Source organism: Salsuginibacillus kocurii DSM 18087 (genome assembly GCF_000377705.1).
Lineage (GTDB): Bacteria > Bacillota > Bacilli > Bacillales > Marinococcaceae > Salsuginibacillus > Salsuginibacillus kocurii.
Map to the genome: position 1 here is coordinate 17,023 of NZ_KB898625.1, position 16,572 is coordinate 33,594.

The window sequence follows — 16,572 nt, forward strand, 5'->3', positions numbered from 1 at the left end:
TTGAACGTATACCGTTTCCTTCTCTTACGGTGCAAAAAGAAGCCGACCTCATTCGGCCGGCTCCTCCTTAACAAATCGTTACGTGCCCAATAGCCTCGCGCTTTATGGACCGCTTCCGTTTATGATGTGGTTGTCGTTCTCAGGCTACCTTGCCGCATGTTAAGCTAAAACCGCTTCTCCAGTTCATCAACGAGTGCGCCGACATAGGCCACTGCTTCTTGGATTGGTTCGGCGGTGGTCATGTCTACGCCGCCTTCTTGCATCAATTCGAGCGGCTTTTTTGTGCCTCCAGCTTTTAACGAAGAAATCCAGCGGTCAACAGCCGGCTGGCCTTCTTCTTGAATACGTTTGGAAGCAGCCGTGGAAGCAGTCAGTCCGGCAGAGTACGTATATGGATAAAGCCCCATGTAATAGTGAGGCTGGCGCATCCAGGTTAAGCCGGCATTCTCATCGATTTCGACGGCGTCCCCCCAGAATTCAGCCAACAATTCTCGTTTTTGCTCGCAAAGAATGTCAGCCGTGATCGGAGTATCCTGGTCTGCCAACGCGTATACTCGGCGCTGCAATTCGCCTTCAAGAATGTGAGTTACAAAATTGTGATAATACGTACCCAACGACTGCAAAATGACCCAACGGTGCATGCGGTCATCATTCGTCTGTGAAAGAATGTGACGGCTTAACAGCATTTCGTTCATCGTCGACGGGGCTTCAATAAAGTATCGAGATGGCCGCACGTTTGCTAAGCGTTGATTGCGCCCCGCCAGGCTAAAGTGGGCCGCGTGCCCTAGTTCATGTGCGAGAGTAAACGTATCAGCCATGGAGCCATTCCACGTCATCAAAATATACGGATGAACCCCGTACGGGCTGGAACAAAACGCACCAGAGCGCTTACCAATATTGTTGGCACGGTCGACCCAGCGGTTCGTCAAACCTTGCTCAATGATCTCCATATATTCTGAGCCCATCACTTGCAACGAATCCAGTATATACTGCGAAGCTTCTTCATAGCTTACTTGCGGGTCAAAATCCGGGTCGAGCGGTGCTTTCAAATCACTAAAATACATCTTTTCAAGTCCAAGCACGCGTTGCTTCAGCTTGGCGAGCCGGCGCATATGAGGAGCCAACTCAGTCAGAATCGTATCCAACTGGCGATGATACATTTCCAGTGAGACTTGCTGCTCGTGCAGCAACATGTCGGTAACCGAAGCATAACCGCGCAGGCGTGACTCGATGACTTGCTTTTTGACCTCAGTCGCATATGTGGCTGCATACGTATGTTTATATTGATTTAATGTGTTGGAAAACGTCTCATATGCTTTGCGGCGCAGTTCCGTGTCCGCTGACGCTTCGTAATTGGAAAAGGTGTTAAACGTTAATGGATGTTCTTTCCCATCTGAAGTTGTAAACGAGGGAAAGACCATATCTGACGTTTTGCTGCGTTCATAAATCATAAATGGAGCATTTTGAACTTCTCCAAAGGCGGCCAGTACTTCTTCTGTTTCAGGCGCTAGTTGATAAGGCTTCTTTTCTAATAAATCCAGCAAAACTTTACGGAATTCTGCTAGAATCGGTTCTTGCTGTATGTACGTTTCAATCGTCTCAAGATCCAATTCAAGGATTTCAGATTGAATAAACGATGTCTGGGCACTGATTTCAGAAACCACACCACCGACACGAGCTGCATTTGCTTGATGGACAGGATTCGTGCCGTCCCCTGACTGGCAGAGATGAGCATACATCATCACCCGCATCATCCGCTCCCGCAGCTTGTCACTCGCTACTAAACAGTCTGCCAGCGTATTTGCGCTTTCACCAACCCGTCCTTTGTATTTCGTGACGGTCTCCACCTCTTTACCAAGCTTCTCTAACTCAGCTTCCCAACTCTCTTCCGTGTCAAATAAATCTTGCAGATTCCAGGTCTCTTCAACCGGTACTTCTGCCCGGCTTAGCGTTTCATTCGTAACTGCTCCCATCTTCATTCTCCTTTCATCTGATTAAGGTTTTTAATGTTTCGCCTTTCGAAATATGAATCTATTATACCTTACATTCAGGCAAGATGAAATAAATGGTTCAATTTTCTGATGATTAATCTGCCCCTGATAGGTTTACATAAATTAACAATACCATCGCGGGCTAAAACTTCGTCAAACGGCTTGAAACATGGTAAACTAGACATCGAATTACTTTATTAAAAGCTGAAAGATGTTTCTTCTCTCTAACCAAGAGAAAGTACCTGCCTTTCCACAAAAACGTAGGCACCTTATAGCGCTGCATTGCTTTTACGAAGGTAAAATCCAACACCTATTGGCATAGAAATAGGAGTGAAAAAGCATGGGACTAAGTTTAGAACAAGATTATTTAGATTATTTTCATTCGCATAAAGAAGAATTTCAAGAATCACTTTTGGACGAAGCTGTAAATGTTCGCGATAAAATTGAAGAAATTTTATTAGTGGGGAACATTGACCTGTTAAACAACGCTCATACCCTGGTTATGTATGCGCTGAGTGGAAAAGAAGACTCAGTTGAGGAGTTCGCTAAAAAAGAAGGGATTTCCTGGGCTTCGCAAGACCTTACCTTGTCATTCAAGCTCGAATGGGTCCAAGCAATCCGGCGAACATTATGGAGATACTTACATCAATTTGAGAAAGAACGGCACGCTGATGGAAGGACTGACGCGTTCTTTGCTCTCGAAGAACAAGTGAACGACCAAATTGACCAGTTCCTTAACGGATTTTTCCTAACCTATTCCGACTATAAAGACAAGCTGATTGAATCTCAAAAAAAATTGGTGGAAGAATTATCTGTTCCCCTTATTCCAATTTCTCAAAATGTAGGAGTAGTGCCGTTAATTCGAGAAATTGATATAACAAGAGCCCAAACTATCGAGGAAAAGATTTTAGTCGAAATTAAAAACCTTCGAATTAAAACGTTAATCTTGGACTTCTCGGGGATTGCCATTATGCATGATGACGCCATAAATTATATGAGACAGATCATCCACGAAATAAAGCTAATGGGCTGTGACTGCGTGATCACCGGTCTGCGTCCAGAGATTGTTCTAGAAATCACCAGGTTAGGGTTACGGTTTGAAGAAGAAGCTGAGACAAAAACTAGCCTGCAGCAAGCTTTGCAAGATTATCTTATGACCACTGAGTCAGATAAACGCCCCTTTCATTAAAGGAAACACGCTGCTTTAAATTGTAGCTTTTCATTTGCAAACCCCGCTCGCCTGAATAAGGTGAGCGGGGTTTTACAAATCAAGTTGCTGATAGAAACGAGCATACGAACTTACAATTTAACAATAGTTCTTCCCCGTACCTTGCCTTCTAAAATGTCCTCTAAAACCTGCGGAAGCTCTTCTAAGCTAATTTCATTAACCAGTTCCTCATCTAAGTTTGTTGGTTTCAACTCATCACTGAGACGCTCCCAAACGTTTAACCGTTTATTCATCGGGTAGTCGACAGAGTTAATGCCAAGCCAGTTGATCCCTCTGGCAATTGCAGGGATCACTGTCGTGCTTACACCAACGCCGCCTGCCAAGCCGCTTGTGGCGACAGACCCGCCAAATTTTAACGTTTTGAAAATGTACTGAAGCGTTTCACCACCGACAGGGTCGACGGCCCCGGCCCATTTTTCTGCAAGCAGTGGAGTCTCTTCTGTATCGACAATGGTGTCACGGTGAACAATCTCCTTGGCACCAATTGCTTTTAAATACGCCTCTTCATTTGCTTTGCCCGTGCTGGCTACTACCTCATAGCCTCGCTTCGCTAACATATCTACCGCTAAGCTGCCTACACCGCCAGTGGCCCCCGCGACTAAAACAGGTCCTTGCCCGGGCTCCAAATCATTGTCTTCCAACCGCTGTACAGACAATGCAGCCGTGAACCCTGCTGTCCCCAGCACCATCGCTTCTCTGAGCGACAAGCCCTCCGGCAGTGGCACGACCCATTCCGCAGGCACGCGGGCCACTTCACTAAAACCACCTGAATGCCCAGTTCCTAACTGATAACTCGTAACAATCACTTCATCCCCTGCTTGGTAGCGATCATCACTAGAGTCGATCACCGTACCAGCTAAATCAATCCCTGGTATTAGTGGATATGACTCAACGAATTGCTGCTGCACAGCTACTGCTCCATCTTTATAGTTCACACTGGAGTAAGCGACGCGAATCGTAACTTCGCCTTCCGGAAGATCATTCTGGGTTAGCTGTTTCACTTCTAACTTCGGTTCATTGTTTTCTTTAGATAGTACCATGGCGTTAAACGTATCCATTGGCTTCATCAACCTCCTGCTTCTACTATGATTCACTTCCATAGTAACGAGAAAACCAGGCAAAGGTCTAATAAGTTGCCTGGTTGCTGTTTTAGATACACCAAGCTAAAGAAACTTGGCAAAATCAAGCCTATTTATACATTCTTACGATGAAAAAAGAGGGGGAACACCCCCCCTCTCCTTTTTATAGCTGCTTTATCTACTCTATTTCTTCTAAGAGATTATAAGCTTCTTCATTACTTTCTACTTGCAGCAGTTGCTCTCTAAACTCCTCATTCATTAACTTTCTTGATAGAATTTGCAGGATCTTTAAATGATCATCGCCTTGATTCTCTTGGGGAACGGCAATCATGAATATGAGTTTAGCCAATGTCCCATCTGCACTGTTCCAGTCTACACCGGATGCCTTCTTCCCAAAAATCACTCGTGGTTCAGTCACGGCTTTTGACTTACCATGAGGAATAGCTATCTCATAGCCAATTCCCGTGGATCCTTCTTTTTCTCTAGCAAGTATTGCTTTTTTGAATTTTCGTTTGGATTTTATTGATCCTTCATTATCCAACTTATGAATTAATTCTTCAATAATCTCATCTCTTGTCGTTCCTTTAAGCTCTGTCTCTACCAATTCTGTCGTCATTAATTCTGTTAGTTTCATTTACACAGCCTCCTAACCAGTTGTGATATCTTTTTTGAGTAAATTAACCATCAGAGCTGTCACAATCGTCCCAATAATGATGGCGACAAAGTACATAATGACTCCATTAATAGCTCCAAATGCAGCAACGACTGGACCTCCGTGCGGCACATTATTACCCACACTAAACATCATGGCAATCACTGAACCTACTATAGCACCAGTCATTAAAGATGGAATCACTCGCAACGGATCTTTTGCGGCAAATGGAATAGCACCTTCAGTAATACCAACCAGTCCCATTGCCAACGCTGCTTTACCACCTTCTTGTTCGGGTTTCTCATATTTTCTCTTATTCAACAGCGTAGCTAGGCCCATTCCGAGAGGTGGGATACAGATGGCTACTGCAATTGGCCCCATAATCTCAATATTTCCTTCCGCTACCATTGCAGCACCAAAGAAGAAAGCAACTTTGTTAACCGGACCGCCCATGTCAAAGGCAATCATTGCTCCAAGAATAATAGCTAGAACGATAGAGCTAGCTCCTTCCATCCCTGCTAACCATTCAGTTAACCCTGAAAAGATGAAGGCAATGGGAGAACCGATTACAAAGATAAAAATAAGCGCTACTATAATGGATGCAAGCAACGGGATGACCAAAATCGGCATGACAGGTTGTACAACACTCGGAACTTTCCAACTCTTGATCCATTTTGCGATATAACCAGCAAGAAAACCTGCAGCAATACCCCCTAAAAATCCTGCTTCCGCTTCAGGGCTGCCATAAAAGCCTCCATTCGCAGCAATATATCCACCAATCATACCAGGAGCAAGTCCAGGTCGGTCAGCAATACTCATTGCGATAAAACCAGCTAGTATCGGTACCATGAAGCCAAATGAAGCTTCGCCGACCGCGAGAAGTGTGGCCCAAACCGTATCATCTGCCACTTGAATCCCTTCTTCTGTCGCCGTTCCACCTAATGATAATGATAAGGCGATTAACAGTCCACCTACTACAACAAACGGAATCATATAAGAGACACCGTTCATTAAATGTCTGTAGAATGGGTTTTGTGTTTCTTTATCTTTCATTTTTTCTTTGTGTTCTTTGGTCTCTCCAGTATTCGTTTGATAAACGTCCGCTTCTTCATTAATGATCTGATTAATAAGTTCGTCTGCTTTATGAATACCTTCCTGAACACCTGTTTCCACCAGTAATAAATTGTTAAAACGTGACTTATCCACGCTTTTATCAGCAGCAATAATAATTCCATCTGCTTCTTCAATCTCTTTTTGGGTAAATTCATTTTCTACCCCTATCGACCCTTGCGTCTCCACTTTAATCTCAATACCCGCTTCTTCGGCAGCTTTCTGCAAATTTTCTGCTGCCATGTAGGTATGGGCGATACCATTTGGACAAGCGGTTATGGCTAATACCTTTTTCATGACGTGACCTCCTTTAATCATGTTGTAAATTAATTTTATAATGAAACCGCTATCAAAAAAGGACAAATTTACTACCGGAACTTCCGGTAAAAAATACACCTTTTATGTTTTGGCTGAAATTTTTACGTCTTTGAATCAATTTCATCATTCAAAATAAGATGTTCAAATCCGACTAATGAATGTGACCTTCACTTCAGACGGGCGCTTTCCCGAGGGCTTGTCTTCAGCTAACTTTTTCGATGGCAAAACCCTCGAAAAAGTGGATCTTCAGACTGCGCTTTATCCTCTGGGAGTCGCCGTCTTACGTTTCAGTCACTTTTTACATTCCGTATAGTAAATAAAAAATAAATAGACATCATTCGTATTATTGCTCATAAAACGTCATTATGAAATTGATTCCTTTATCTCCCGTTTTTTCATAAGAAAAAGCCAACCAGTAAGGCTGACTTCATAAAATTGAAAAAAACATATCTTTATCTGTTTGGCTCACCAACTTGCTTACAATATCATAGTGGTGTGACAAGTCTGAGAGGTCTTTAAATAGTTTCTTTAATTTTGTGACTTTCTGCTTCTTACGGACCTTTATTTACCTTGCTGATTTCTCACTTATAAGGATTTTCCGATCATCCGTTCCGTTAGTCCGCACCGGTTTAACTCCTTGCTTCGTGTTCGTTATAATTGTCAGGCTTGTACCTTCTCTAACATCTCCACGTGAGCATACGCATAATACTAGCAACTGACTTTTTCGTCACTTCCTCTGGGAAGCGGGCTTGTAAAAAGCTGACCATCATGGTTGCTACTTCTTGTCATTATGATTGGGTTAGGTATCATCATGCCTTTAGTCGGTCTATCTATTATTGTCGTTTATGTATTAGATCGATTTGTATTTTCTAAAATAAAAGCTCTAGAATCATGGTACAGATGAAAGAGTTAATCGTATGACTTATTAACGAAAAGCATATTTATTCACTACTTTTTTACTACTGGCAGGCTGTCAAGCAAATACGGATATTGACTCAAAGTCATAAGCAGAGGGGCAGCAGGTTGATGGTGATTTTTATCTTCCAGAAGATGTAGAGGAAGAAGAGGAGCCCATTCTTACTACGCTTGTCCATCAAGATGAGGAACCTATAAAAAATGCTACTAAGGTACAGTTTTAACTATTGCCGTATGATAATCGAGAGGGAGCAGAATTTATAGAAGGAGAACATGTTGGTAAGGGGTTTACACTGTACCATTTGAGTTTGACGAGGAAGAGATAGTTAATATACAAGTTCTTGTTTCAGCGAACCAACAACATGTGATGCCTAGAACAGTTTTCCCTGTCGGTGATTATAGTGACCAAGTATTAGAAGAGTTTAAAAGTACTCCTGGTGGATATGACATATAAATTTATATATAGATGAGACAATACGTATCATCTTTGAGGGGAAAAAGCAGAGGCGTTGTGCCACTGCTTTTCTTACTATAGAAGAGGGACGAAAATGAAACAGTTCCCCGCTTCGGCCTTATAAACCACTTGCTGCTTGACCATCCATTTCTGTTATTTTGCTTTGAACTTCGCTGCTTGTATCATTTAAGCGCTCTGATGCTTTACTCAGTGCTTGCAAGGCATTTGTCAGCTCCTCTGTGGACGCGGATATTTCCTCGGCCGCTGCTGCTGTTTCATTGCTGCTTCCCGCGATCGTGTTCATTCGTTCTACCGTTACATTTCGAGTTTCAGCCATGCTGTTTAATTGATCATCTACTTGGTCTACCATAGTTTGCAGCGCCCCTACTCCATTTGAAATTTCAGCGAAAACATGCCCTGTATCTTCCACTACTTGATGTTGTTCTTTCGCAAGAGTAGTGGTTCGCTCTAACTCCTGCTGAACATACTGCCCTCCAGACTGAATTCTTTCAACTGTTTCTTGAATAGTTCCAGTGGCAGAAGTCGACTGTTCAGCTAGTTTTCGTACTTCTTCAGCTACAACAGAGAACCCTTTTCCGTGTTCACCTGCACGTGCAGCTTCTATACTTGCATTTAACGCAAGTAAGTTGGTTTGTTCCGCAATACCTTGAATCATGTGGACAATCGTTACTATTTCTTTTGTTTCATTTAAGAAACTTTCTATCTGAGTTCCCATTCCGTAAATTACATCATTACTCTCATTCGTCTTTTCACGCATTTTTTCAACCTGTTCACTTCCAGTTGTACTTTCACGATTTACAACCAGCATGCGCCCTTTCATTTCATCGGTGTTATCATTCGTCGTCGTTATTTTCTCAGATAACTCATCAATCGCTGCTTTAGCTGTTTGTACTTCTTCTGCTTGTTTTGTTGCTTGTTTTGCTACTTCATTTGCAGCAATTGAAATATCTTCACTCGAAGCTGTTGATTGTTCTACGGTTGCGCTTAGCTCAGAAGCTTCTTCATTCGATTTATCAGCTGAATTCTTCAATGAAGTGACCAGGCCTTCTAAGGTGTGTACCATATGATTAAAACCTTTAGCCAATTTACCAACTTCATCCTTACTATCAATAGTCGAATGTACGGTCAAATCACCTTCAACTACGCGTTCCATGTCCATTTTTAACGATAAAACAGGACGTGTGATTCTTCTGCCGAAATAATAAGCAGCCACAATCGACAGACCAATGCCAATGATGGATATGATTATAAATAAATTACGTAGGTCATTAGCTGGTGCCATTACTTCTGAATCTGGATACATCGCATATACTGTCCAATCCATGCCACTCACATCTTCGTAATATAATGTTTGTGCTTGTCCATTAAATGTGACTGAGGCACTGCCCTGCCCGCTCTCATCCGCCATTATCGGGGCAATAAATGCTTCTTCACTTGCATCAGCTCCCTGCCAGTCATTATCAGGATGCGTCACCAGTAGCCCGGAATCATGAACAAGACTGACGTACCCATCGTAACTAATGTCTATACTTGTCATCATTTCGGACAATTCATCCAAGAAGATATCAACACCAATTACTCCGTCATCTCCAATTGCTTTTGCTCCTGTAATGGTCATATTTCCAGATGCTGCGTCTTCATAAGGCTCCGTCCAGGCTACATCATCCGGACTCTCGATCGCCTCTTCATACCAAGGTCGTTCTGTCGCATCAAAATCCTCTGGCAGATCGATCTCTGGAGAAGTATACATTTCTCCATCCGGTGTACCTATGTAAACAACGTCTGCCTGGTCATCTTGTTCCACATAATAAGAAAAATCATCTTCGACCGGTTCCCACTCACTTGTAGTTTGATTACCTTCCACAAAATCAAGCACTCTTTCGTCATTAGTGTAACGATCAAGGGTGGACTCATATTCTCGTAAATACTCACCTAAAAATCGATCTACTTCTGTCGTCACAGTGGAGGCTTCACGTTCTGTAGCCTGCGTAATTTCGGAACTTGTCTGCCAGTACATAAAAATAGAAAAAGAAACAATAGCAACCGTCATCAGACCGCTGATAAGTACAATTAATTTCGTTTTAAGTGATGACAACGTATTGGCTCCTTTCAGAAAATAAGTGAGGAACATGCAAGATTTAATATATCATTTATAATACTAAAGACATGGTTATAATGCTATACAAAAACGAAGTATTCCTGAATTTCTTTAGTGCATTATAATTATCTTATCAATATTTGGATTCATTAAGATACACAGCACCCAACAGGTTGGATTGACACAATATGAATTGATGGTGCCGCCCAACAATTGTTTGATACGGTATCACCTTCGAACATGAATAGTGAAGCTTGCTGCAAATTATAGATAACAGTTCCTGAAGTTCTGCTGTTGATAAAATCAACTCAACCCAAGGACGCAGCTGACGGTTCGATAAAAGATCTATTTTCTGCACACTTATATGTATGACTAACTCATATAAATCGTCGGTCTTAGACTATTGTTAATAGCTTCAAGAATTTGTTCTACTTCGTTATCCGATGTAGCCCTGCTCTTATACCTAATAAGACAGCATGATGAGATTCTGATGCGTCGAGGCATAGCTTTCCTTCAGGTTCCACCTTACGATGGACACCCATTTGGCTAACGGCTATTACGACCTCCATCTTTCGGAGGACTGGGACCTAAAGCGTGTGCTCATGCCGGGCACATCCAGAAAAGGTCCTCACCAAAACAGTGAAGACCATTCACTATATATAGGTTTTTGTCCCAGCCTCTTCAATTACCAGATGAAGACTTTTTTGTTATGTTATTACTTCAACTCATCTTCATCTGCAATACTTTTGTTGGGAGTCACTGATTTCATTTTTCTTAATTTGAGAATAACAAATAAAACACTAGCGACTATTATATGAAGGCTCTGTTAAAGTTCAATGTTGATATGTATAGAAAAAGTAAATTCCATAAAATGGAAGTTCCGTTTGATTTTATTGTCTTATTCAACTAACGCAACCCGTTTGTTTAAGTACAGACCTTCTCAAAATCTACCTATTCATCTTCAATAATTAGTATATTAGAATCATCAAATTCCCAAATATCACCGTAGGCAATTTCCCAATAATAGCCGTCAAGGTCTGTAAAATAACCGCCGTATCCACCCCAATCAGTTTTTTGAGGCTCTTTTTGAATTGTAGTACCTGCTAACTCTGCTTTCTTTAAGATTGTATCAACTTCTTCACTGGATTTTGCATTATAAGCAAGAGTTATTCCCAAAAAGCCCCGTACAATCTCAGGAGGGTTATGTTCATTAACATCCTTAGCTAATTCCTCTAAAGGATAGAGCGCAATTCTTGTGCCTTCATCCCTAAAAAAAATAATATCTGGATTGGATTCTGTCCCCCTAATTGAAGTGTCAAACCCCAATTGCTTGAAGAACTTGTGTGACTTTACAATGTCTTTTGTCAGTTTTTGTTCTTAAGCAACTGATGATATGGGGGAGTCTCCAATGATAGAAACGGTTATCATTGGGCTTACATTATAGGCAACGACTTTGCTACATTGCTTTGTTTCAATAAACCTATTAAATCTATATCCTCCCGATATCTTCGGTGCGGCGTGCGATCCCAGGCATGCCTGGCACCCAGTTTGCGGGTACACCTTGATTCGTTTCTCTTCCGTATTGGATCCCTTGTAACATGCGCAGCAGTTCATATGAATTTCGACCAACCTCTCGCGGGTAGATGACTTTTGCTGCAATCGTTCCTTCAGGACTGACAATAACCGTAGCGCGAAATGATGCACCTGCATCTTCATCTAACACTCTGTATGCACGGCTGATTCTATGATTTCGGTCACTTACAAGCGGGTATTGAACCTTCCGTGCTGATGGTGAGATCTCCTTAAAAACTTTATGGGAATACACACTATCTGTACTAATACCAAGTACTTCAGCATTCAATTGCTTTAACGGAGGATAGATAGCAGCAACTGCTGCCAATTCGGTTGGTCATACGAAGGTAAAGTCACTTGCATAGAAAAAGAGAATCTTCCATTTCTCCTTGAAATCTTCTAAATTTATTGTGTGAATTTCCCCCCTGAAAAAAACATCGGCCGTAAAAAGGGGCGCTAGGTCGTCTCGGGTTGCACAAAACGGGAGTGGGCATGGGTCGATATGGTTGACATGCAATTGAGTTTTTGTTTCATGAGGTTTCATTTGTATCCTCCTCTCGTCATTTTTCGCGAGATGAGCAAGAAGCCTGACTTTTGGTTACGAAGTTAGCCTATGTGGTATCGAAGTTAGATGTTACTAAGTAGTTCAGGAATCGCTTCTCAGAAATTTATAGGGAAGGGTAATAAGGGTGGTTTGTAGAATACATAAAGTTAAAGGAAAACAACGTCTTAAAAATAGGAGTTGATAAAACGATCTGCCGATAATAGAATTAAAAAATAATACAGAAGAGGAAAATAAAGTAATCTTAATTGGCAGATGGGGTTGCGTTGACGCTCCCTTAGTATTATCTAATAATATATGGCATCAATTTCGAGGTTAAATGGATATATTTTCTTTCGCAAGCTTTTCGTTGCTGTTTCAGTTGAGTGGCCATATCCCAAACGAGGCTCTTACCACTTTAGTAAGGCGTCGCCATGCTTTTAGCAATCTAAAAAAACCAAACCAAAACGAACTAGTTCCGTTTTGGTAGAGAAACATTTGAAATAGCATACTAATCAGCAGACCAAATCGCATATGATTTAGTCTCTTATTTAGGTAATTGAAAAAGCCAACCAGTAAGGCTGACTTCATAAATTTGAAAAAAACATATCTTTATCTGTTTGGCTCACCAACTTGCTTACAATATCATAGTGGTGTGACAAGTCTGAGAGGTCTTTAAATAGTTTCTTTGTGGATTCAGGCGATTGAAAGCTATTAGCAAGTAACAACACTAATGACACTTCTTCCGTTCCCCAGTTTATAGGTTTCTTTAACGTTGCAGCTGCTATTGCAGGTTGTACTACAAATTCAGGGTTACCATGTGGTATAGCTATGCCCCCGCCTATGTTTGTAGCCGATCTTTCTTCTCTTGCTATTACAGTAGATAAGTATTTATCTTTAACATGGCCCCGGTTTTCCAGTTCATTGGTTAAAAATGTTAACACTTCAGTTAGACTTTCACGTTGGATATTCAAAAATAGCAAAGAGGAGTCCAAATAGCTTTTTAATTCTGGAAATGATTTTTTCTTACTGAACGTTTGAATCGCTCGACTGATACTTTGCTGGTCAAGTTCAAATAAAAGCGGTGACGTTTCAACAATTGGCAATGAGGTATCTAAAGAGACAGTAGTAATAATAAAGTCTGCGTCAGGAAAATCGTTTTGATAAAATCGCTCTTCTGAAATACATGCTACAATATCTAATTCTTCGTATCTTTGTTTTATTTTCGTTTGTAATAACCTCGACATGCCAATCCCCATTGAACAAACAATCACAGTTTTTATGAGAGGTTGTTTCTTCGTCTTCTCTAGCGCAGATTGAAAATGTATAGTAAGATAAGCAATCTCATCTTCTGGGATGGAAAATGAATGGAACCTGGAAAGCTCACTTGCTGCATTCAAAATAACTTCAAACATATAAGGGTACATCTTTTTTATATCGTCAAGCATCGGGTTGGCTATCCGCAAGTTAAATTGTAATCGATGAGAAGTGGAATGCAGGTGTAACAAGAGATCTTGCAGCAATCCTTTATCCACGTTAAAATTTGTACCTGTTTCGTTAGATACTTTTTCAACAAGCTTATGTGTGAAACGACGCAACGTATCATCTACATGCAATTCTTGGGCCTGTTCTGCAAGAGTAAATTTGCTGGCCACTATTCTTAATACTAAATAAGCAATTTCTTCCTCCGGAAACTTCAACGTAAACTTATCTTCGAGATCGTTAATTTTCCTTGTTAATAATGTGAATTCCTCTTTCTTTTTTAAGGAAGATAATTGTTCCGTTGAAAAAACCACTGGATTTTTTGTTTTACTGCGGTGCACCGCAATTAATATATGCATAATTAAATTTTGTCTTGCCTCTTTAGTTAGTGAAAAAGGAAGTTCATAGTTTAATGTTGTGACAAAGCTTTCCACGATCTGTTGCTTCCAAGGCTCAAACAACTCTATGCTTTTATGGATATGCGTTTTTTCTTCATCATTAATGAGTTCCAAACATTGTAAGATCACGTCTCGTTTTTGAAGTTCATCTCCTTCTACATATATGCCGATTCTTTGTTTCGTTTTTAGCGAAAGGCCTGACCCTTTTAGCAACTGGCGAATGGAGTCTATATCCTTGTTAATCGTAGCTTTACTTACATAATATTGTTCAGCAAGTTCCTTTATTGTCACCCTCTTATGCTGATTCAACAGCAAGAGCATTATCTCAAATAAACGAATTTGTTCATCTATTGCTTCATTGTCTGTATATATATCTTTTATCTTTCTCATCACTTCATTTTTTTCTGCCTCTGTTATATCAATATAAACTCCAATGCTTCGTTTTCGAATCACTCGCGCCTCCGTATGCGCCTTCAACCACTCGTCAATGACTTTTAAATCCGTCCGAATCGTTTTTTCCGATACCTTCAGCTGCTTGGCAATTTCCTGGACGGTGTACGTGTTGGTCTCATTGTTTATTAAAAATAGCAAAAGGGCTTTATGACGATTATTCATTGTAGAAAACTCCTGAGATGATGTCTTTATAAACGAGGTACATATGGGCTATAGGAGAAGAAGTGGGCGAATTCGTATTTCTGTACAAGATCAGTCCTTACGTACAGAGACCCTCCTCAGCTATTGTACATGAAGTAAATTTTACATTTTCTTAAAGCGTATGGTCAATTCCTGTTCCTGTTAAGGCTCTCTTACTTGCGAGTCGTATTTACTCTACGGTAATTACATCCTTACCAAAGGGGATCTTTTTGATTGGAAAACTCGGTGATAAAAGGGTAAATCCCAAAGGAAGTAAAACTACAGTTGGAATTAACAACAAATGCAGGAATAGAGGGACCGAAAAAAAGACTGGCAACAACACACCAATGGAAGTGAAAATGTAGTGAAACTACTTAGCCGCCTGGATGCGACGGTTACATATTGTCTCTTCGCGCAATAAGGGCAGGTCATGCCTGGGTCTTACGTTAATAATTATTTTATTGATTGTTTCCATGTCCATCTCATTCTACAATTTTGACAAGTTGGCATGTTTAGAACAACTCCTTACCTCATAATGAAGATGTCTGCTTGTGAACCCCCCCCGTCCCAATTAGACAAAAAATATCGGATGAAGGTTATAAAAGCTTGCTATTCTACTGGAGAAAGAGAGGTTATGTTGATGGATATGCTTAAACATATGAATGAAGCGATTAATTATATTGAAGACCACCTTGAATGCGATATCAATTATTCAGAGTTTGCACGCATTGCGCATTGTTCAGAGTTTCATTTCCGAAAAATGTTTTCGTTTTTGGCCGGCATTACATTAACAGAATATATTCGACGCAGACGCCTAAGCCTGGCTGCTTTTGAATTAAGAGATTCGAACAGGAAAGTAATTGATATTGCTGTGAAGTATGGTTATTAATCACCTGACTCCTTCACAAAAGCGTTCTACAAGCTGCACGGGGTAAATCCTTCCGAGGCAAAAATCGGCCATTCGCTCAAAGCATTTCCACGTATGACCTTTCAATTGTCAATCCAAGGGGGAAGAGAAATGAATTATCGCATCGAAAATAAAGAGGCTTTTCGACTGGTAGGTGTTAAAAAAAAGAGTCCCGGTTATTTTTCACGGCGAAAATCCTGAAATCGTTAACATGCAGCAACGTATGACAACTGAACAATACGAGCAGTTAGAGCAGCTTTCAAACGTTGAACCGCGAGGAATGATCAACGCTTCGTTTAATTTTTCGGAAGGCCGCATGGAGGAAAAAGGCGAATTGGATCATTTAATTGGGGTGGCGACAACCTTACAAACTGAACATGAAGAGTTTTCTATTGTGGAAGTTAGGGCAGGCGAATGGGCCGTCTTTGAAAGCGAAGGCCCCTTTCCAGAAGCACTGCAAGACACATGGGGACGTATTTATTCAGAATGGTTTCCCACCTCAGTTTACGAAGCAGTAGACGGCCCGGAAATTCTCTGGATTGAAAACAGCGATCTCGACAAGCCTGAAGTGAAAAGCGAGATTTGGATGCCAGTTAAAAAACGTCACCCGTAAAAAGAGCCGGGACACGGCTCTTTCTTTCGCCATCACGCTATTTTTAAGAACGAGATGCACCTATAATTAAACCATGAGCTTTCTTCCGATCACATTAGCCGACACGGGGATTAGGTCGAGCTCCCTTGCTCAAATGGAAAGCTGCCCAATATGATGGATTTCGTGAGCGATCACGTGCCGCATAACTTCCCCATAAGTATAGTCATCGAACGGCTTCATTTCGAACTCATCACGCCAGGCTTTTACAAACTGTTCCACCTCCGCGCGGCAGTCGTTCGATGCATTTCGCACAGCTTGTAGAGTGGGGTACGATTCAATCTGATATTCGATATCTGGCTTGCCTTCGAGACCTCTAATCCACGATTGCTCAACATCGACGATATGGAGGAGTGTGGCCAGAATACTCCCTACCCCTCCTTCTCTTGGGCGCAGGAGTTCTTCTTCGGAAAGTTGCTTGCAACAATCAAACCACTCTTCTCTCACTTGCCAATTGTATTGGAACAAAACGATCATCCCGAGTCACTCCTTTGTAATCGTAAAGCGTAATCTCCATATGCGCA

The 16,572-nt window shown here is 41.3% G+C and carries 8 protein-coding genes and 2 pseudogenes; 2 read left to right on the forward strand and 8 right to left on the reverse strand.

Going from position 1 to position 16,572, the window contains the following annotated elements:
- Positions 1-164 precede the first annotated feature (164 nt).
- Positions 165-1,973 carry an oligoendopeptidase F gene (pepF, locus tag D469_RS0106730; RefSeq protein ID WP_018922619.1) on the reverse strand — a complete coding sequence of 603 codons (1,809 nt, stop codon included), beginning with the start codon at positions 1,971-1,973 and terminating at the stop codon, positions 165-167.
- Positions 1,974-2,331: 358 nt separating this feature from the next.
- Between pepF and D469_RS0106735 the strand changes: the two genes are divergently transcribed.
- Positions 2,332-3,180, forward strand: a complete 849-nt coding sequence (locus tag D469_RS0106735) for an STAS domain-containing protein (RefSeq protein WP_018922620.1) — start codon at positions 2,332-2,334, stop codon at positions 3,178-3,180.
- Positions 3,181-3,290: 110 nt separating this feature from the next.
- On the opposite strand, the gene D469_RS0106740 is transcribed toward D469_RS0106735, so the two are convergent.
- The 6 genes and pseudogenes from D469_RS0106740 to D469_RS0106775 all read right to left on the reverse strand — a co-directional run bounded on the left by D469_RS0106740 (position 3,291) and on the right by D469_RS0106775 (position 14,474).
- The gene (locus tag D469_RS0106740) at positions 3,291-4,277 is read right to left on the reverse strand and encodes an acrylyl-CoA reductase family protein (RefSeq protein ID WP_018922621.1); all 987 of its coding nucleotides are present in this window, start codon (positions 4,275-4,277) and stop codon (positions 3,291-3,293) included.
- Positions 4,278-4,476: 199 nt separating this feature from the next.
- A pseudogene (locus D469_RS0106750) lies at positions 4,477-6,357 on the reverse strand (fructose-specific PTS transporter subunit EIIC).
- A 1,508-nt stretch (positions 6,358-7,865) separates the two neighbouring features.
- Positions 7,866-9,863 (reverse strand): methyl-accepting chemotaxis protein, encoded by a 1,998-nt coding sequence (locus D469_RS0106755; RefSeq protein WP_018922624.1) that lies wholly within the window; start codon positions 9,861-9,863, stop codon positions 7,866-7,868.
- A gap of 954 nt (positions 9,864-10,817) precedes the next feature.
- A complete protein-coding gene (locus D469_RS0106760; protein WP_026286134.1) occupies positions 10,818-11,234 on the reverse strand; it encodes a VOC family protein in 417 nt (138 codons plus the stop codon).
- Between the two features lie 121 nt (positions 11,235-11,355).
- The gene (locus D469_RS21515) at positions 11,356-11,982 is read right to left on the reverse strand and encodes a peroxiredoxin (RefSeq protein WP_083910744.1); all 627 of its coding nucleotides are present in this window, start codon (positions 11,980-11,982) and stop codon (positions 11,356-11,358) included.
- Between the two features lie 584 nt (positions 11,983-12,566).
- Entirely contained in the window at positions 12,567-14,474 is a 1,908-nt protein-coding gene (locus D469_RS0106775; protein WP_018922628.1) for a BglG family transcription antiterminator, read from the reverse strand.
- 658 nt (positions 14,475-15,132) lie between these two features.
- Between D469_RS0106775 and D469_RS19800 the strand changes: the two are divergent.
- Positions 15,133-16,012 (forward strand): annotated as a pseudogene (locus tag D469_RS19800) (AraC family transcriptional regulator).
- 129 nt (positions 16,013-16,141) lie between these two features.
- On the opposite strand, the gene D469_RS19805 reads toward D469_RS19800, so the two are convergent.
- Complete coding sequence (locus D469_RS19805; protein ID WP_018922632.1) at positions 16,142-16,525, reverse strand: DinB family protein; 384 nt, start codon at positions 16,523-16,525, stop codon at positions 16,142-16,144.
- Positions 16,526-16,572 lie beyond the last annotated feature (47 nt).